Genomic DNA, 17,897 nt, shown 5'->3' on the forward strand with positions numbered 1-17,897 from the left:
CAATAAGGGACCGCCACAGCGGTCCCATCTTTTGGTGGGTAAACTCACCCGAGAATATCATTTTGATTGTGTTGATAAGAAGAACATTAAATATCTAGTTTACGGGTCCCGATCCATTTTACCATTTCAGGGTCTTGGTGTGAAAAGAACAAGCTTTGTTTCGTATCTAAGGCAGCAATTCTTTCCATATCCTCATGATTTAATTCAAAGTCAAAGATTTTAAAGTTTTCGATGATTCTTTCCTTACGAACAGACTTTGGAATCGCAACGACTCCTCTTTGTGTTAACCAACGTAAAACCACCTGGGCAACTGATTTATTATGCTTTTCGGCTATTGATATTAAAATTTCGTTCTGGAACATTTTATTTTTTCCTTCAGCAAAAGGTCCCCAAGACTCAATCTGAACATTGTTCTCTTTCATAAAGTTATGACTTTCGATTTGTTGGTTGAAAACATGTGTTTCAACCTGATTAACTGCAGGAACAACTTCATTATGAAGGATTAAATCAATCAGACGATCCGGATAGAAATTGCTAACTCCAATTGCTCTAATCTTCCCCTCACGGTACAATTCCTCCATCGCACGCCAAGAACCGTAAACATCGCCAAATGGCTGATGAATTAAATACAAATCCAAATAATCCAACTGCAATCTTTCCAGCGATTTCTCAAATGCTTTCTTTGTGCGTTCATAACCTGTATCCTGAACCCACAATTTCGTAGTAATAAACAATTCCTCTCTTGGCACCCCGCTTCGCTTAATAGCTCTGCCGACCGCTTCTTCATTTAGATAAGAGGCAGCGGTATCAATCAGACGATAGCCTGCCATAATAGCGTCGTAAACAGCTTGTTCACATTCTTTTTCATCTTGAATTTGAAAAACACCAAAACCGAGTATCGGCATTTCAACACCATTGTTTAAAACAACTTTTTGCATAAAAAATTCCTCCTGTTTTATAAAATTTCACTTGTAAATTTACTTAAAGATTTATTGGAAATTACTGAACTATCTTTAGTGAATAAACAGCAAATCTTGACTACCTTTATAATCCACTTGACGATCTCGTTCATTGATTTGCTGCGTTTCTTATCGTCCATAGATTTTTCTAGTGCAGGAACTAGTATGTCTAGCAGCTCCGCATTGTACGTGACAAAGTGGCGGTCCAAATCGCGAAATACTGAGCTGTAGTCACTTCAACCGATTCGGTAAGAATGGTGAGCGGCGGCTGTGCTTTCTTAACCACGTCCTGAGGAGATATACCTAATTGATGAAAGCCTGCCCAAGTTGCTACGGGGACTTTTATGCGGTCTAAGGAATGCGCCGTCATGCATCATCGCCACTTTCTAATACTTACACACTAAGGTTTGGTTGGGAACTGTACCTTTCGTAGTGGATGATACATTTATTATTCTACCTATTGAACGTCGTTTTTTAATTAGCGAAGGGCGACATAATGTTTGTAAATCGCGCCATTTTGTAATTCCAGGTTAATGGAAGTTCATTCGTTCACAGGGCGCTCGAAACTTTTGCTTATCCGTTTCAGTTCATGACTTTCTATTACAGGGTGAGAAAAACCAACTCTTGCTACATGTATCATAGCTTTTTCAACTTGCTCCGATGTAATGACGCTATTAGACTTCAATAGTTCAATTGCCTTATTGATCAGTGATATCATTCCTTTCGTGTCTGATGTCGGACCAAAACCATGACTCATTCCCATGCAACCTAGTCCGATAGCAGAAACTTCTAGTCACTTTTACCCAATTTACGCTTTTGCATTCTTTATCTTCCCTTCTTTTATATGATTGTCACCTTAATTCCACGAGTTGTTCATTGTGTTCTTCCTAATTATCCTTCATATAAAAAAGCGAATGGTATCACATTCCTATCAATTGATTGCCTAATCCTATCACATCCACTTTCGCAATAGGCGAATATGCATTAGAATGAAACTAGCAAGAATAAAGAACATGGGGGCCTTTTATGTCTGATCAAATCTATAAACAGCAGGTTGAGCTGGCTGAACTCATAGAGCGTTACTCAGGACAGGATGGTGTTCACGCGACTGAGGTTCCGTCTTTATATTTTATTCGCCGCTCTCATATTACCGATCTAAATCACAGTGTTTACAAGCCTTCTTTATGCATTATCGTTCAGGGAGCGAAGGAAGTAATGCTCTCTCAGGAGCGCTATAGGTACAGTCCTTCCGATTACCTTGTTGCATCGGTTGACCTGCCGGTTGCCGCGCAAGTTGTGGAAGCTTCTTCCGATGTTCCGTATCTGGCTCTCAATCTTGTATTTACACCGAGTCAAATCTTAGATGTTTTACGTGATTTTAACATTCAGGGTGGAAAGAAAGAGAATGCTAAGCGGGGTTTGTTTGTCAGCCCGATGGAGTCATCGATGTTGGATGCCGTCATCAGGTTAGCTCGTTTGCTAGCTAATCCGGACGATATTCCGATACTTGCTCCTCTATTTACGAAGGAGATTCTTTATAGGGTTCTGCAAGGGGAACATGGGGGTACGTTGGAACAAATGGCAATAGAAGGAAGCTCTACCCATCTTATCAGAGACGTTATCGAACAGATCATGAATAACTATGATCGCTCTTTTCGGATTGAGGAACTTGCGGAAATTGCAAATATGAGTGTTTCTTCACTTCATAGGCACTTTAAACAAGTAACTGCAATGAGCCCTATTCAGTTCCAAAAACAAGTCAGACTTCAGGAAGCACGTCGCCTGTTATTATCCGAGTCGACAGATGCAGCTGATGTCGCATTCCGTGTAGGCTATGAAAGTCCGTCGCAATTCAGCCGTGAATATTCTCGTATGTTTGGTTTTCCACCTAAAGAAGATATAAAGCGCCTGAGAGAGAAACATGACCAAACGATAAACGTATGAACCCCCTGCCAAATGGCGGGGGTGAATTTTTATAGTGTTTTACTCGTTATCATCGAAAAAAAATAGTTATAAAAACCCCTTCAACTGTATCTGAAGGGGTTTTGCTTGTTTAATAGCACACAATAATGAATGGCTTTCTGGTAATCCTCCAACGTATCAACATCCATGATTACTCCCGGGTCATCTACATTCAAGTATTCCCTTTCGTAACCATTAAGGACCGCACGCAAATTACTTTCTGGATTGGTTTCGAGAATTTCCTGTTTCACTTGTTTTGATAATCGGATGGGGTGACCACCTTTATATTGAAAGCTGGGAATCACTACGTTTCCTTCGTGTTCTGCTAGTAGCTGAACCGTCTCTTTTTTTACAAGTGGACAATCTCCAGGTGTTAAAAAGAAGGATGAGGCACTTATTTCGTTGCAGCCCTTTTGAATGGAAGAAAACATTCCTTGATGAAAGTCTTCATTATAAACAAACCTTATCTGAAATGAAAAGGCGTTTTTATGGCAGATTTTTGCGATTTCCTCTTCGATGAATTCTGCTTTAAACCCAGCTACGACGATAACTTTACTGCATACTCCTTCAAATTTGGAAATCGTTTGCTCTAACACAGACATTTGCCCCAGTGGCAAAGTCATTTTAAATGCATTCGCTCGACTGGAATATCCAGCAGCTAAAACGATTGCTTCCATGCTTTCACCCTCTATAAATCTTTTAATCTTATTCATGTATTAGTCTTGTAAGTTTATTCCTACACTAGCTTGAATATGTTCTAAAGATGGTAAAGAGGCAGTAACATATCGCCAAACTCTTCACTTTCAGTTTCTATAAATGGATCATGACCATCTTGCTCCCCGACTTCCGAGCTGAAAAACACATCTCCGTGCTCAAAAGTAGATTCATATATGCTAGGAATATCCTTTTTACGTTTCTAGAATTTATTTAACATTACATTAATTGAAAAAGAGAGCATGTTTGCTCTCTTTTAAAGTGGTTCTATTTCACAATGGTCAGTTTCTGACCAACATAGATGGGTTGATTAACATCAAGATTATTGGCTTTGACTATAGCGTCGACCGTTACACCATACTTCTGGGCAATCATCCAGAGAGTATCGCCGGAAACAACGGTGTAAACAAAAGTTGATACAGTTGGAAGAGTGACAATATATTTGGCCACATATCCTTGATCCGAATAGATGGTGTCTTTCTTATATTCTATTAAATACCAGTCACCGAGAGCGGAAATAATTTTAATATCCGTATTCATTGGAAGCACGATTTTTGAAGCATACTGCGTTCCAGCAGAAGTTCTGACATTGGCGTTTGTTCTTGTCTTAGCATTGTCGATGGTTTGAATCTCCTGATTGGATGGAACTTTGATTAATGGCTTGAAAATAAATCCTTTTAGTACGGAGCTGATTATCCTGTACTCTACCTGGTACCAATCCCCTGTTTCTCCTGTTATGGCCACCTCAGAACCGGCAGGAATTGTCGTTATTATTGCACTTTGTGTGTCTGCAGTCGTGCGAAGATTTGCATTTTTAACAGTTAAACCAAAACCTGCTGTAATTTGAATGACCTTGTCACGTGCATCATATACATTCGTATTTCCAGCCAGATCTGCGAGCTTGACAACAGGATGGTAATTTCCACGGATTACATTAAAGCCCCTGTTATTTTTTCCATCCCAATAGAAATTGGATGTCCCCTTTAGGTGACGTCCCCAGCCAATTGTTTGAACTGTCTGCCCGCTTTCATCGACAATGGTTACATCCATATCGGCATCTTCACTAATTGTAACAGGGATACTTATTTGATATTTTCCGTCCTGGACAGAAAGCTGGCTAACTGCCGGCAAGTCAATCGTCGCCGTTGGCTTTACTGTATCTGCCTGGGTTGGTTTTGGAACTGCATACGTATAAAGGATTTGATTGGACTCTGTTACAAAAATGGTGTCATTGATGACGCCGATTGGCCGTACTCCAACACCGCCTGTAGGAGTAGAAAGCTGAAGTGTAGAAAAAATCAACTGGCCAGTGGCTGTATTAAAGAACTTTATTTTGTTATAGTTTTCTAAGATTATTTTGTCTGAAGCAACGACCATTCCATCAGAACCTCTAATGGTCTGTAGTCCGCCAGCAACGATCTGCTCAGCGTACAAGGTCTTCCATTTTTGGATTCCTGTATTCTTATCAATGGAGAAGATATTTGTATCATCGAGGACAATGACAGAATCATTTGTTACAGAAAGAGGCTGTGTATACATACCCGTTGGACTAAACTTCCACAAAGTCCTCCCAGTTGCGGCATCAATGGCAAAAATGTTCCTCGTTGTATTTTTCGAATCCAAGTAAAGCTTTTCCTCTTTATAAACAGGAGCTCCATAGATTGAGGCCCCTGAGGCAACATCCAGTGTCCATAGAACGGTACTCGAAGCTGTATCAAATGCATACATTTTAGAGGTCATTTGGACCGGGTTCCGTATATTGGCATACAAACGGTTTCCACCTGCAGCAAGAACACCCGCCACTTGCTCATTAGTTTTAAGGGTATAAGTCCATTTACTTTGGCCTGTTTTTGCGTCGACAGCGCCAATTCCTTCAAGACCTGCGGTGTTCCTGGTGTAATAAAACAATGTATTTTGGTCTAATAAGAGCCGATTTGCAAACGTATCAATGCTCCAAAGTGTCTGCGTATAGGTGCTGTTATCCTGAATCGCATAAAGTTTATTCATGGTTGAAGCGTAAACCACTCCATCATTTGCAATCAAATCAAGAAAAGCATCCTGGTTTTCAGTTGAAAAATTCCATTTCTCTTGATTGGTGTCCAAGTTTGTTGCAGAAAGAATTTTTTTCTCAATCCGTTCCACAGAGTACAGCTGATTTTGGTCTACACTAAACAGAGATGAAGCATTTTTAAAGGGATCTTTCTTTAACGTTAACTCCACGGGCAAAGTGGCAGTGGAGTAATTTGTATTACCCTGATCGCCTAAATGCATTTGCCAGTTTTGGCTATCAGCCCGCAAATCCTGATTCCTTACCAGCCTGTTTAATTCCGTTATCTTTTGCTTTAATTGTTCGTTTTGAGCTTTTAAGACCTCATAATCACTCGTTACATGAAAAACCATTTGTTTTTCGTCCCAAAAAACCCTAGCTCCTATTCTTGTAAGCTCCGATATCGGTACATATACGGATGGATACTGTGCATGATTACGCTGAAAATGTAGAACAGGATAGATCCCTGTATTTACTTCCGCCCCATTTACATAAATGGGTCTATCTGCTAGATAAGCTGTAACTGGAGTATATGGTCTATAATAATTGAAATAGCTCATGTTTGAACATCACACCTCCATCATTGTGCACTCATCATTTTATGCACAAATACCTACATGGTGATGTGATGTCATTTGGACGAGAAGTATGATGTTTTAAAACACTCATTTATTTAAAAAGTTATTTCTGGTTGTAAATATAAAAAATTGAAACCTTTAATAAACAAAAATATTTAAAAAGACTAACTAAAATAATTATTATAGTAACACTATGACAAGTATTCACATACCTAATGAGTCTTTTAGAAAAGTTGTTAAATATTCGACACTGGTTATTTTTTTATTACATTCGCTGCTATTGGCACAAATAAAATTTCCGATGGCCTTGTAATAATCCGGATTTTTAGATTTTTTCGCTTTTGTGACGGTGGAAAAATAGGCAACCTCTCCAAAACAATTACAGAAAGAACAAATATTGTTTTTACTAGTCGGTGTAAAACTACATTCGATGCCTACCATTTTTCCATCCATTTCATATACAATAAATTTTTTATTAGATCTTAGATCGTTCCAGCTTAAATATGTCAGCTGGCTGTGGTCAATTTTTGATAAATCAGGAAGCTTTAATTTTTTATTCTTCGGAAACATCTTTTTCAGTTGCTGCTCGGTGATTTTTGGAAAGGGAAGCAAATAGTCTGAAAGACGTTGGATATATTGCTCATACTCAGTATCCGTTTTTAGTCTGGAAAGATCCAGCATTACTTGTTGATCCACTGATGCATTTGGAATGAGGTCCAAGATTTTGGCATTGGCTAAGTCGATCACAGCAGCCAACACGTTTGGGGGTATATTCTTTTTAGCACTGTCATTAATCATAGCAATCTGTTTTTTTATAAAATTCAACTGCTCATTTTTAATAAATTTTTCGGTCATTACATTTCTCTCCTATTATTTGCAGACTTCTCTTACACTTATTTTAAAAAATGCATTAAGATTTTAAAATGGAGAATATGACTTAGAACCGTTTTTTACATAAAAAACACTGATGAAGGATTTCACCAGTGCTGTTTGCCTACTTTTTATGTGAATAAACAATTTTCTTAATGGTTTCGGTTGAGAGGTAATATTCATTAGCTAGCTGCTGGATACTGCTGCCACTAATGAAGGAATTTCTAATAGCGGCATTACGGTGATCAAGCATCCGTCTCCCGCCACTTGAGGTTCCCCATTTCCGATGCTCCGTTTCCGGCTTAGGAATGTAAAGAGTTTCCCCCTGGACATACTTTTGGATTTCCACGATTAGCTTTTCGGGTAAAACTTTTGTTGCATTAAGATATTTCAATTTTGCCCGCTCCTTATTTTGGATTTCATAAAAATAAGGTGCAAAGCCAAAATATTAGAAAAGCTTGTTAAGCGATAAAATTAAATGTTTCGCCCCACGCAAAGTATCGCCTTTCCAATAATAGGCTTTGCATGAGTGGAAGAAGTACCAGACAATCTTAAGTGATTCTCCATCTGTAAACACCCCCTTTAATTTTTAATTATAGCGAAATTTTCTATTCGATTGAATCGATATAGCTTTTTAAAATAAAATTTCAAGGAAATTATTAGCTGGTTTACTTGAATAAGAAAAAATGATCCTTTGTTATTAAAGCTCACCCGTTAATTTAATAAGCGTCTTAAATTCAATGTTTTCAAAAATATGAAAAGGTTCCCTCCAACATATTGGCACGAACATCCATTCGTGTATATAATAATAATATATTTATCAAAGGAGGAACATATATGAACTCAATTGATTTATTGATTATTAACTTTAATGAAGTTAGAAGAAGAAGCATAAAGGTTTGGACATCTATTCCTAGAGAAAAACTCGAATGGAGACCAGATGATGAAGCACTGAATTGCATAGAAATGATTAGACACGTATTGGAAAGCGAGCATTATTACCACCTGGCCATTAAAAATCGAGGGAGTTTATCCGTTTTCGATTCACCTTTCGAAAATAGACCCTTTACTTCTGTAAATGCAGAATTGGAATTTGCAGAACCTTATCGAAATGATTTCATTGATTCAATCAAGTCATTTACTGAAGAAGACTTGGCAAATATTAAGATTGACCGCTCCGATTCAGGGTACATAAGAGATTTAGGTGACATGCTGTTACGTGTTGCCTATCATGAATCAGTTCATACTGGTCAGTTATTGGATTATTTAAGAACAGCAGGGGTTCCAAGAATTCGTATCTGGGATTAGCCATTTCATTGGTGCTATCACAATAGTGATGCACCTTTCTTAGAATTAACCTTTAATATTCGGTAATATTTTGTTTACCTTTCAACTTATCTAACATTTTTAATAAACCAACAAACCCTCTAATGATAAACAAAGTAAAATTAACACTTGCAAAAGTATGGAAGGCTGACCATTTGTTCCATTTAAATAATCTCGTGTTCTTTTCCATAAACCATTGACCTAGACTCATGGGAACACTAAAAAGCAAACTTTTCATTAGAATTTTACTGAATTTATCATTATACGATATTTTCACCCAGATAACACTTAGAATTGGGAAAAATAACATGTCATAAATAATATTTGTTTTAAAAATTTTTGAAAAAGGGCGAACTGGGTATTCAATTCTTTTGGTGCCAACAACATAAGCATCAATAAGAGTCGCAATAACTCCTTTTGAGAAAAAGATCAAAAGATTTTCTCTCATTTTTAAACCTCTAAATAAAAATGGAAAAGATAAAACACATCCTGCAAATAGTAACTTTAACAACTTTCTCTCCACTAATTAACATCCTCTCACATTATCATATTGATATCCTTAAAATGCCCTAAATTTACCATTAATACTCAATCGTAATTTAATTAATTTTTAAATAAAAACCCATAAAGCAATACAATGGATTAGTTCATTCACTCGAATTTTCCTTATCCCATTTGAATGTACCTAAATCTTTATATTCAAGTATTGTCTCTGTAATTTTGGGAATGCTTAATTCAGACAGATGATTCTATCCCCTGTTGTAATCTGGTTTAAGATACCTGTCATTAGTTTGAAAGGAGTCTAGAATAAAGATGGACAAAAACAATAAAAAATTGGATCAACATAATAAGGATTGCGAATGTGAATTTTGCAAGAAACGAGCAAATATAGAAATGAACAAGGAAGATGAACGAAAAGAAATTGTAGAAATGATAAAACGTATATAATATTAGAAAGAAAGCAAACAAGCTTAAAAAGGTAAAGATGGGAACCTCTTAAAATTTGAAGGAAATACACTTAATAAATACGGAGGGGGTGCCCCCCCCCTTCTCCCACCATCGTATGAGCTGCTTCGAAACGCGGCAGTTCTGGCTCACACGCTATTGACTCCCCCCATTCCCAACAAAAAACCTGATGGAAATTACCATCAGGCTTCATTTATGAAAAAAACTCTTCAACTATCTTATTTATAAAATTTCACACGATCTTCTACTGGCTTAAATTCTTTCTCACCTGGTTGAGCTGTTGGATTACCAAAAGGCATCTGGGCAATCAACTTCCAATTAGAAGGAATATTCCATTCATTTTTCACTTCTTCATCAATAAGTGGGTTATAGTGTTGTAACGATGCTCCTAGCCCTTCTGATTCTAATGCTGCCCAAACAACTAATTGGTGCATACCTGATGCTTGATTTGACCAAACGGGAAAATTGTCAGCATATGTACTGAATTGTTCTTGAAGAGATTTAATAATATCTTGGTCCTCAAAAAATAATACTGTTCCGTACCCCGCCTTAAATGATTCCATCTTTTGTTGAGTTCCAGAAAAGTCCCCATTTCCAACTAACTCTCTTAAGGTCTCAGTAGTAATATCCCATAATTTATCATGAGATTCATCAGTCAGTATTACAAGACGTGCTGTTTGCGAGTTAAAAGCAGAAGGTGTGTATTTTACTGCAAATTCAACAATTTCATTAATTCTCTCATCCGAAACTTGTACGTCTTTATTAATTCCATAGAATGAACGTCTTTCTTTTAGAACAGAATAAAAATCTTTAGTCATAACATTATACCCTCCAGCAAATTATATTTTGAAGCTAAACATCTCAAATTAACAATAATTTAATTCAGAATTAAAAGCCAATTCATTTGTTTAAAATATTTTTCGACTTCTACTTTTGGTAAAATTAACAATGATATATTTATGGTTCCCATCGAACTATTTTATAGTATGAGAAACTATAATCAGCCAGCAGTCTGCTGCCAATAGAGTGACGATATTACATTTGCCCTTTTCTCTGTCTCCTTCTCAGTAGAATATCCAAATAGTTTGGATAAGACACCCATCACAATCACCACCTATTATTTCTTTCTTTTAATAGGTTGATTAAGCATTAAGCAGCTTTTGTTAACTCTTTTGAATCCTTTTTAAATATCATGGAACTAACTGACAATAGCTTGCTTCCATTGATTGCAAGGAAAAATGCTATTGCTAGGAATGCTAAATCTAACTCGTAGCCTGCCATTTGGCCATTTCCTAATAAACCAACAGAAAGTTTTACTTTTAAAGTTGCCCCAATCATTAGTAATGCAAACAATGCTGCAAAAAATCTCGTTGCCAATCCAATGATTATGGCGATCCCACCAATAATTTCAAGAGATGCAACGCCATATGCCATAAATCCAGGCAAGCCGATACTATCAAACCATCCTACAATATTCTCAATTCCACCTTGAAATTTTACAACTCCATGAATTAAAAACAATACTCCTAATGTTACTCGTAAAATAAGTGCTCCTATTTCGTTTCTTACCAACATTCTATAATCCTCCGAAATTCTTGTATTATTTGATTATTAACTTTCGATACCAACTTACTGCCGCTTCGACCTCATGGGCGGTTAATTGATGACCTCTATTCTCCCAATGAAGTTCTACATTCGCATTAGCCTTTTTTAATAATGATTCAAGTTCAGCCGATTCCATTGGTGAGCAAATCGGATCATTTGTCCCAGCTGCTATAAACACAGACTTACCCGATAAATCTGGAAGGTCGATCCCTTTTCTCGGCACCATAGGATGATGAAGAATGGCACCCTTTAAGGCATTTTGATAGTGAAATAATATACTCGCTGCTATATTCGCTCCATTTGAGTATCCAATGGCGATAATATGATCTCGGTCGAAACCATACTTTTCAGCGGCTTCATCGAGAAACTCATTTAATTCTTTTGTTCGGAAAACGAGGTCTTCTTCATCAAATACACCTTCCGCTAATCTTCTGAAGAATCTCGGCATTCCATTTTCTAATACATTTCCTCGAACGCTTAAAACGGAAGCTTCATCATCAATTCTTCCAGCAAGAGGCAGCAGGTCTAATTCATTGCCACCGGTACCATGAAGCAATAATAGTGTTGGTTTTGTTGGATCTTGGCCTTTATTGAATATGTGTTTCATAATTTATCTCCCTCCAGAACACGAACCTCTACCCGCGGTAAGGTTTCTTCCAATTCTTCTCTTCTTGACTCTAACCAAGATGGCAGCATAAGTTTTTTCCCGAGTTCCTCTATAGGTTCATCCGCCGCAAAACCCGGTGGGTCGGTCGCAATTTCGAAGAGGATACCCCCTGGTTCATGAAAATATAGAGCTTTGAAGTAGTTTCGGTCAAGAATCTCTGTAGGATAATACTCTTTTTCAAGGAGAAGCGATCTCCACTTTTGATGCTCTTCCTCATCCTTTGCTCTCCATGCTATATGGTGAACCGTTCCAGCCCCCATCAGCCCTCGAACAGAAGGATTTAGCTGAATATCAACTGTATTTCCTATATTACCTTCAGATTTAAATCGTAAAAATTCATTTTCTTGACCAATGCATTCCAAACCCAAAACGTTTTCTAGAACATCAGTTGTCTTATGTGGCTGTGCAGAAAAAAGAATCGCACCTCCAAAACCTTTTATCGCATTTTCTGCTTGAACTCCTCCAAAGTTCCAAGTATTTACTGGACCTTCGTCTCGTTCTGTCAATTCCAATAGGAGTCCGTCTGGATCATGAAATTTTAAATAACTTTCCCCAAACCGATTGGATGAAGTAAATTCGATTCCAAATTTCCGTAATCGATTCTCCCAAAAAGGAACCGAACCCTTCGGAATCACATAACTAGTCACACCAACCTGACCGATTCCAATTCGACCTTTTAGTTGTTTAGCCCATGGAAAAAATGTTATTACCGAACCTGGTTGACCTATTTCATTCCCAAAATAGAGATGGTACACTTCTGGACGATCAAAATTAATGGTTTTTTTGACAAACCTTAACCCCAGTACACCTGCATAGAAATCAATATTTCTTTGAGCATCGTTTACCATTGCTGTGATATGATGGATACCCGCTGTTTTTTGCATTTTACCCTCTCCAATCATCGAATGGGGCTTTAATTAGGTCTTTCAATTTCAAATATCTCACCAATTTTTGCGTAATTATTCCCAGCTAATCGGCTGACCGCTGCTAAGCCCCTTGGATCAATTCTTCCTTTTTCATAAATGTCATTATCGATATGAAACTGAACAACTTTTCCTATAATCAGGTCACACCCTGGCATGTCCAAGCCTCCCAATTCTAAGGAATGCTCTAAGGAACATTCCATTCTGATTTTCGCTTCCTTAACTCCAGGAACTGATATTTTTACACTATCTACTGGAGTTAAGTGAGCTAACTCAATCTCACTTTGATTAGGAGGAAGGCCGGCAGCTGTTTTATTTATTTTTTCCACGTTGTGTTCGTCAACAATGTGAACAACAAATTGCTTGGACTCAGTAATATTTCTTGCTGTATCTTTTTGTCCCCCAGCTGAGCGTTGAATAGATAATGAAATCATCGGGGGATTGGATGATACGATGTTAAAATAACTAAAGGGTGCTCCATTCAAAACACCATCTTTTGAAATCGATGTGACGAAGGCTATTGGTCTAGGTATGATGCTTCCTATTAGAAATTTATAATTTTCTCGTTCAGACAATGAGGCTGGATCAATTGAAAGCAAAGATATCATCCCTTTCGTGAAATCAGTCTAGTTCTCTTACATTGAACGGTAATAAAACTCTTTCAATTTTAGCTCTATGAGGCTCATACTGTGATGGAAGCATCAGTTTTTCACCCATTGTTTCCTGTGATTCATCATGAGCAAATCCTGGAGGATCCGTTGCAATTTCAAACAGTATTTCTCCATGTTCTCTGAAATAAATGGCATTGAAGTAATTTCGATCCTGAACAGGAGTTACTCCGTAACCGTTCGCTGCCACATATTTTTGCCAATCCAATTGATCTTGATCATTAATAGCCCGCCATGCAATATGGTGAACGGTTCCCACACCCATTTGTCCGCGTCCAATTGGAGTTAATTTTAGATCAATAATATTTCCGATATCCCCAGAAGAACGGTAACGTGCGAAATCTCCTTCTTTACCGACTAATTCAAGTCCCATTACTTTTTCTAATAATTCTCCCGTTTTATCAGGCTGAGTTGATAAAAGAATTGCTCCTCCAAAACCTTTGATAGCAACTTCAGGTATTACCTCACCGAAAGTCCAAGTATTGTTTTCTCCTTCTTCTCTTTCGACAATTTCCAGGTGAAGACCATGCGGATCATCGAATTCCAAATATTGCTCTCCAAAGCGTTCCATTTTTGTAAAAGGGACATTGAATTTTTCTAGTCTTTTTTCCCAAAATTTCATCGCCCCTTTTGGAACTACATAGGAAGTAACTCCTACTTGACCGTCCCCGATAATTCCTTGATGAGCTCCTGCCCACGGAAAGAATGTAATAATGGTTCCTGGCTTACCACCTTCATTACCGAAATAAAGGTGATAAGTTCCTGGGTCATCAAAATTTACAGTATGTTTGACCAAACGCAATCCTAAAACTCCAGCGTAAAAGTCTACATTTTCTTGCGGATGTCCAACGATTGCTGTGATATGGTGAATCCCCATTGTTTTCTTACTCATTTTCACCACTCCATTTCTGATTTAATTTTAAAAATCCACTCTTACCTATTTTGTTCCCAGGATGAAAATAAAATCTTAAACTATTTACTTCAATTCAATTATCTCCAAATCGAGATAATTAGAATAAAAAAGCATCTAAAGCATATTGACCTGGTCCAATTAAAGCTACACCAATTGCAATTGCAAGCAGCGTAAGGTTATATTCATATCCATTTGCTGTTGCCCATAATCCGTTTGGAGCATGCACTTTGACGATAGCCATTATCATTGTTCCCGCTATAATAATTCCTGCAAGTGGGGTTAAAAGACCTAGAGCAAACAAAACGCCTCCAACTAGTTCTGCCAATCCTGCCAATAGAGCCATGGTTATTCCAGGTTTCATGCCAATGGAATCAAACCAGCCTCCTGTACCCTTTAAACCATAACCGCCGAACCATCCAAACAATTTTTGAGCTCCATGACCAATGAATAAGATACCCACTACTAAACGAATTATTAATAAACCAAGATTTATCATCTCAAATCCTCCTAATACAATATTTATCTCGATTTCGAGATATAAAACTAAAAAAATTAACTTTGTTCTTTCCTATTTATCTTTTTCAGGAGTTTAACAAATATTTCTTTCTCCTCTTTATTTAAAGAGCAAAACATAGAATCTACAAATTCTAGATGTTTTGGCATGATCTTTGCCATCATTTCTTTTCCTGTGTCTGTTAACGTAACATGGATTACTCTGCGATCTTCAACACATGCATGACGACTTAATAAATCTCTTTGTTCTAATTTATCTATAACATAAGTCATTGTGCCACTTGAAATTAAAATGCAATTACCAATTTGATGGATTGTTTGTTTTCCCTTATTGTAAAGCACTTCTAGAACGGAAAATTCAGTAATACTAAGGTTATACTGACTCATTTCCACTCTCATACAATCCTGTACTGCTTTTGAAGTTTGCATTAAAACAAGATAGGGTAAATTAGTGCATGTTTTTTCCATTTATTTCACCTCCAACAAAACACCTCAAATTAAAATATCTTGAATATGAGATAATAATAAAACTTTAAGACCCCTTTGTCAATAATATTTTCAATAAAACTTACATATTTCTTTTTCTTGATAAGCTGTCTCTTCATTTTTTAATATGTTCACTTTATTTTGTTTCCTATTATTATTAAAAAACAATCATTTATGGCGATTATTTGACAAATTAACATACAATGGGGGTTTTTATAAAAATTTATATGGTTTTTACTTTGTAATTAAATGAAACTTGGTTACAATAAGTAAACAAGAACAATATTTAGTCTGTTTGAAAGAGGTGAAGGTTATCAATGATGGAAGAACAGGCAGACCTATGTCCTGAGGTTGAAAAAACTTTTGAATTAATTGGAAAAAGATGGACTGGATTAATCATATATGTATTATCTAGCGGACCAAAACGTTTTAGTGAAATCAATTCACTTATCCCTGATTTAAGTAAAAGGGTGTTGACGGAAAGAATGAAAGAATTAGAAGAGCATGGGATTGTTTTACGTAAAGTTATTCCAGAGCGACCAATTAGAACGGTATATTTATTAACTAAAAAAGGAAGCGAATTAGGAAAAATACTTGGACCCATTAGTCAATGGGCTTCTTGCTGGATGAAAGAGAAATAAATCAACTTTATTAAATAAACAATAAAAAACGCAAAAGCCTAGATTTTGTGATTCCAACTCTTCGAGTTTCCTCATTAATAATTTATTTTCCGAAGATTTAGAAGTTGGCATACCCGTTTCCTTCGGCAACAAACTGTTCCAGCACCTAATGGCCTAGAATAACCTAAAGTCCACCAACGCACCCCTTAAAATTGGCGCTCGGTGTTTTCTCACTTTACTCATATGTTTGCCCTTGATGCAAGGCATTGCTTTTAATCCGAAAAAGCCCTTGATTTACAAGGACTTTTCCAATTGGTAAACAGGTTTTAAAACCTACACATTAACCTGCTCTTTTATGTTTAAACCTGTTCCCATAAGGACCGGGCGATCCGGGCAAACAGCAGTGCTTGCGTCCAGCGGTCGCTCACCTCGTACTGCACATCGTCCTGGCGGCGGACCGTGATCGCATATGGTGGCGGCCCCAGCTCGCAGACAAACGGCAGCACCTCGTCTTGCTGTGCCGTTTGACGCCAGCTGCGCATCCCTCCGAGCCACCAACGTTGAAAGTGATTCAACATCGGATGGTCGAACTCGCGGTCAGCGGCACCCTCCCCATCCACGCTTCCAAACATGGGTATATCGATCTGCACCTGCTCCCCGTTCGATACGCGAGCGTGTATGCTCTTCGTCCGAGGGAGCAGCGTCCGGAGCAGCTCTTCTGCCTCGTCCGACACCGTATGCATTTCCCCGGCAACGACATAATGTGAAAAGTCGATCGTCAGCTCAAGTCCAGGCAAGCGCTGAGCATACTCTACCGTGCGCAGCAGATCCTGCGTGATTGTACCGCGGTGCGTTTCAATATACGTCGGGATGCCCGCAGACCGCGACATCTCCGCCATGTCCGCAAGCATTTGCACCGCTTGCTCTCCGACCAGAAACGGCCTTATCACCTGTACGTTGACGAAATCGACCCTTCCGAACGATTTTGCCTTGCAAAGAAAAACGTACAGTTCCTCCGCCGTTTTCGGATACGCGTTTACGCTGTATGAAAGGTTGTATTGATCCAGCAACCGATGCCATCGTTCGGCCTCCATGTCCTCCGGCAGCATGCCGTTAATGCCGTCGTAGCCCGCTTCGGCGATGCACCGCACCTTCTCCTCCATGCTCCATTCGTCACCAGCGCCGTTTCGAACTCCCAGTCCGTTCATCCCCCACCAGGACATCAGCACCTCTAGCCGTGGCTCATGTTTAGTGGATATACGGTGTATCGTATTCAACGCCGCACGGTCCTCCATTCGGATTGGTCTCCAGTTCCACCGGAGTCCCATCGGCACGGTACAGAGGACGATAATACGTGGAAATGCGCGTGGCCGAGCTGTTGGCGTAGTGGCAAATGAACGAGCGGCGGAAACGATCTTTCGTCTTATTGCGATATGAGCCGTGAATCAGATTCCCATTGAAAAAGAGCACATCGCCCCTCTCCATCACTGCCGGAATTGCCTTCTGATCCTTCGGCGGTTTAACATAGTGTGTAGTGAACGATTCCTTGGAATCGGACAATTCAGGACATACGATATCATACGTACTCGTCTTTGGCACGACTAACAGCCCGCCATTCTCCTCATCCGCCGGATCAATCGCCGTCCAAGCGGCGATGCAGTTTCCCGGCTCGACCTTTAAGTAAAAGTTATCCTGATGAAGCGCCTGTCCCCGTGAGCCCGGAGGCTTGTAATAGAACATGCTTTGGGCCGCCAATGGTTCTTCCTCATACAAATCAGCAAGCACATCCAATACCGGTTGATGCAGCATAAACCGTTTGGCTGTTTCATTAAACCGGTGCGGATGCATGACCCTCGGATAACGCTTTAGCGGGTCGGTCGTTTCCTCTTGCAAATCCGGCTCAAAATGCCCCGGGATCACCTGATGGCTGATGTCCACAAAGGTTCTGTCAATCTCCGCCAGTTGCTCCTCCGTAAACAATCCTTTGACAATTAAATAACCTTCCGTTTCAAATTGTTGCTTTTGCTCATCAGTTAACACTCGATGATTATACACCATGTTTTTATCCTCCCCTATTTCT

19 protein-coding genes are annotated in these 17,897 nt (G+C 38.6%); 3 read left to right on the forward strand and 16 right to left on the reverse strand.

Features of this window, described 5'->3' with window-relative positions; all coding sequences use genetic code 11:
- Positions 1 to 86: 86 nt before the first annotated feature.
- On the reverse strand, positions 87 to 938 hold the full coding sequence (locus AAHB15_RS22455) for an aldo/keto reductase (RefSeq protein ID WP_342043377.1): 852 nt from the start codon (positions 936 to 938) through the stop codon (positions 87 to 89).
- A 1,047-nt stretch (positions 939 to 1,985) separates the two neighbouring features.
- Between AAHB15_RS22455 and AAHB15_RS22465 the strand changes: the two genes are divergently transcribed.
- Positions 1,986 to 2,903, forward strand: a complete 918-nt coding sequence (locus tag AAHB15_RS22465; protein WP_342043378.1) for an AraC family transcriptional regulator — start codon at positions 1,986 to 1,988, stop codon at positions 2,901 to 2,903.
- A gap of 80 nt (positions 2,904 to 2,983) precedes the next feature.
- Here the strand turns inward: AAHB15_RS22465 and AAHB15_RS22470 are convergent, their stop codons facing one another.
- The 4 genes from AAHB15_RS22470 to AAHB15_RS22485 all read right to left on the reverse strand — a co-directional run bounded on the left by AAHB15_RS22470 (position 2,984) and on the right by AAHB15_RS22485 (position 7,524).
- Positions 2,984 to 3,598, reverse strand: a complete 615-nt coding sequence (locus tag AAHB15_RS22470) for a nucleotidyltransferase family protein (protein ID WP_342043379.1) — start codon at positions 3,596 to 3,598, stop codon at positions 2,984 to 2,986.
- A 304-nt stretch (positions 3,599 to 3,902) separates the two neighbouring features.
- Positions 3,903 to 6,242 carry an outer membrane protein assembly factor BamB family protein gene (locus tag AAHB15_RS22475; RefSeq protein WP_342043380.1) on the reverse strand — a complete coding sequence of 780 codons (2,340 nt, stop codon included), beginning with the start codon at positions 6,240 to 6,242 and terminating at the stop codon, positions 3,903 to 3,905.
- Positions 6,243 to 6,464: 222 nt separating this feature from the next.
- The gene (locus AAHB15_RS22480; protein ID WP_335572073.1) at positions 6,465 to 7,115 is read right to left on the reverse strand and encodes a FusB/FusC family EF-G-binding protein; all 651 of its coding nucleotides are present in this window, start codon (positions 7,113 to 7,115) and stop codon (positions 6,465 to 6,467) included.
- 139 nt (positions 7,116 to 7,254) lie between these two features.
- The gene (locus tag AAHB15_RS22485; RefSeq protein ID WP_335572072.1) at positions 7,255 to 7,524 is read right to left on the reverse strand and encodes a CD3324 family protein; all 270 of its coding nucleotides are present in this window, start codon (positions 7,522 to 7,524) and stop codon (positions 7,255 to 7,257) included.
- 443 nt (positions 7,525 to 7,967) lie between these two features.
- On the opposite strand from AAHB15_RS22485, the gene AAHB15_RS22490 reads away from it, so the two are divergent.
- Positions 7,968 to 8,438, forward strand: a complete 471-nt coding sequence (locus tag AAHB15_RS22490) for a DinB family protein (protein ID WP_335572071.1) — start codon at positions 7,968 to 7,970, stop codon at positions 8,436 to 8,438.
- 52 nt (positions 8,439 to 8,490) lie between these two features.
- Here the strand turns inward: AAHB15_RS22490 and AAHB15_RS22495 are convergent, their stop codons facing one another.
- The 9 genes from AAHB15_RS22495 to AAHB15_RS22535 form a co-directional block, all read right to left on the reverse strand.
- Positions 8,491 to 8,979 carry a CBO0543 family protein gene (locus tag AAHB15_RS22495; protein WP_342043381.1) on the reverse strand — a complete coding sequence of 163 codons (489 nt, stop codon included), beginning with the start codon at positions 8,977 to 8,979 and terminating at the stop codon, positions 8,491 to 8,493.
- A 661-nt stretch (positions 8,980 to 9,640) separates the two neighbouring features.
- Positions 9,641 to 10,240 carry a nitroreductase family protein gene (locus AAHB15_RS22500; RefSeq protein WP_335572069.1) on the reverse strand — a complete coding sequence of 200 codons (600 nt, stop codon included), beginning with the start codon at positions 10,238 to 10,240 and terminating at the stop codon, positions 9,641 to 9,643.
- A 331-nt stretch (positions 10,241 to 10,571) separates the two neighbouring features.
- Positions 10,572 to 10,997 carry a DoxX family protein gene (locus AAHB15_RS22505; RefSeq protein WP_335572068.1) on the reverse strand — a complete coding sequence of 142 codons (426 nt, stop codon included), beginning with the start codon at positions 10,995 to 10,997 and terminating at the stop codon, positions 10,572 to 10,574.
- A gap of 25 nt (positions 10,998 to 11,022) precedes the next feature.
- Positions 11,023 to 11,634, reverse strand: coding sequence for an alpha/beta hydrolase (locus AAHB15_RS22510; protein ID WP_335572067.1), 612 nt, complete (start codon positions 11,632 to 11,634; stop codon positions 11,023 to 11,025).
- Positions 11,631 to 12,578 carry a ring-cleaving dioxygenase gene (locus tag AAHB15_RS22515; RefSeq protein WP_342043382.1) on the reverse strand — a complete coding sequence of 316 codons (948 nt, stop codon included), beginning with the start codon at positions 12,576 to 12,578 and terminating at the stop codon, positions 11,631 to 11,633. The genes AAHB15_RS22510 and AAHB15_RS22515 overlap by 4 nt, the downstream gene beginning before the upstream one ends.
- A gap of 29 nt (positions 12,579 to 12,607) precedes the next feature.
- Positions 12,608 to 13,216 (reverse strand): flavin reductase family protein, encoded by a 609-nt coding sequence (locus AAHB15_RS22520; protein ID WP_342043383.1) that lies wholly within the window; start codon positions 13,214 to 13,216, stop codon positions 12,608 to 12,610.
- Between the two features lie 22 nt (positions 13,217 to 13,238).
- The gene (locus AAHB15_RS22525) at positions 13,239 to 14,177 is read right to left on the reverse strand and encodes a ring-cleaving dioxygenase (RefSeq protein WP_335572064.1); all 939 of its coding nucleotides are present in this window, start codon (positions 14,175 to 14,177) and stop codon (positions 13,239 to 13,241) included.
- 118 nt (positions 14,178 to 14,295) lie between these two features.
- Positions 14,296 to 14,694: a DoxX family protein gene (locus AAHB15_RS22530; RefSeq protein ID WP_342043384.1), complete on the reverse strand. Its 399-nt coding sequence runs from the start codon at positions 14,692 to 14,694 to the stop codon at positions 14,296 to 14,298.
- Positions 14,695 to 14,750: 56 nt separating this feature from the next.
- Positions 14,751 to 15,179: a MarR family winged helix-turn-helix transcriptional regulator gene (locus AAHB15_RS22535; RefSeq protein WP_335572062.1), complete on the reverse strand. Its 429-nt coding sequence runs from the start codon at positions 15,177 to 15,179 to the stop codon at positions 14,751 to 14,753.
- 338 nt (positions 15,180 to 15,517) lie between these two features.
- Here AAHB15_RS22535 and AAHB15_RS22540 point away from each other — a divergent pair, with 338 nt between their 5' ends.
- A complete protein-coding gene (locus AAHB15_RS22540; RefSeq protein WP_342043442.1) occupies positions 15,518 to 15,838 on the forward strand; it encodes a winged helix-turn-helix transcriptional regulator in 321 nt (106 codons plus the stop codon).
- Positions 15,839 to 16,176: 338 nt separating this feature from the next.
- Here AAHB15_RS22540 and AAHB15_RS22545 read toward each other — a convergent pair whose 3' ends face one another.
- Both AAHB15_RS22545 and AAHB15_RS22550 read right to left on the reverse strand, forming a co-directional pair.
- Positions 16,177 to 17,112: a sugar phosphate isomerase/epimerase family protein gene (locus AAHB15_RS22545; RefSeq protein ID WP_335572061.1), complete on the reverse strand. Its 936-nt coding sequence runs from the start codon at positions 17,110 to 17,112 to the stop codon at positions 16,177 to 16,179.
- Entirely contained in the window at positions 17,066 to 17,875 is an 810-nt protein-coding gene (locus AAHB15_RS22550; RefSeq protein ID WP_335572060.1) for a phytanoyl-CoA dioxygenase family protein, read from the reverse strand. Before AAHB15_RS22550 ends, AAHB15_RS22545 begins: the two co-directional genes overlap by 47 nt.
- Positions 17,876 to 17,897: the final 22 nt, after the last annotated feature.

This window comes from Bacillus sp. OTU2372 (assembly GCF_038440275.1).
Lineage (GTDB): Bacteria > Bacillota > Bacilli > Bacillales > Cytobacillaceae > Neobacillus > Neobacillus bataviensis_B.

Excerpts from the sequence above, each read along its gene's own strand:
- AAHB15_RS22455 (WP_342043377.1), bottom strand. The coding sequence starts at position 938 with ATGCAAAAAGTTGTTTTAAACAATGGTGTTGAAATGCCGATACTCGGT.
- AAHB15_RS22465 (WP_342043378.1), top strand. The coding sequence starts at position 1,986 with ATGTCTGATCAAATCTATAAACAGCAGGTTGAGCTGGCTGAACTCATA.
- AAHB15_RS22470 (WP_342043379.1), bottom strand. The coding sequence starts at position 3,598 with ATGGAAGCAATCGTTTTAGCTGCTGGATATTCCAGTCGAGCGAATGCA.
- AAHB15_RS22475 (WP_342043380.1), bottom strand. The coding sequence starts at position 6,242 with ATGAGCTATTTCAATTATTATAGACCATATACTCCAGTTACAGCTTAT.
- AAHB15_RS22480 (WP_335572073.1), bottom strand. The coding sequence starts at position 7,115 with ATGACCGAAAAATTTATTAAAAATGAGCAGTTGAATTTTATAAAAAAA.
- AAHB15_RS22490 (WP_335572071.1), top strand. The coding sequence starts at position 7,968 with ATGAACTCAATTGATTTATTGATTATTAACTTTAATGAAGTTAGAAGA.
- AAHB15_RS22500 (WP_335572069.1), bottom strand. The coding sequence starts at position 10,240 with ATGACTAAAGATTTTTATTCTGTTCTAAAAGAAAGACGTTCATTCTAT.
- AAHB15_RS22505 (WP_335572068.1), bottom strand. The coding sequence starts at position 10,997 with ATGTTGGTAAGAAACGAAATAGGAGCACTTATTTTACGAGTAACATTA.
- AAHB15_RS22510 (WP_335572067.1), bottom strand. The coding sequence starts at position 11,634 with ATGAAACACATATTCAATAAAGGCCAAGATCCAACAAAACCAACACTA.
- AAHB15_RS22515 (WP_342043382.1), bottom strand. The coding sequence starts at position 12,578 with ATGCAAAAAACAGCGGGTATCCATCATATCACAGCAATGGTAAACGAT.
- AAHB15_RS22525 (WP_335572064.1), bottom strand. The coding sequence starts at position 14,177 with ATGAGTAAGAAAACAATGGGGATTCACCATATCACAGCAATCGTTGGA.
- AAHB15_RS22530 (WP_342043384.1), bottom strand. The coding sequence starts at position 14,694 with ATGATAAATCTTGGTTTATTAATAATTCGTTTAGTAGTGGGTATCTTA.
- AAHB15_RS22535 (WP_335572062.1), bottom strand. The coding sequence starts at position 15,179 with ATGGAAAAAACATGCACTAATTTACCCTATCTTGTTTTAATGCAAACT.
- AAHB15_RS22540 (WP_342043442.1), top strand. The coding sequence starts at position 15,518 with ATGGAAGAACAGGCAGACCTATGTCCTGAGGTTGAAAAAACTTTTGAA.
- AAHB15_RS22545 (WP_335572061.1), bottom strand. The coding sequence starts at position 17,112 with ATGGAGGACCGTGCGGCGTTGAATACGATACACCGTATATCCACTAAA.
- AAHB15_RS22550 (WP_335572060.1), bottom strand. The coding sequence starts at position 17,875 with ATGGTGTATAATCATCGAGTGTTAACTGATGAGCAAAAGCAACAATTT.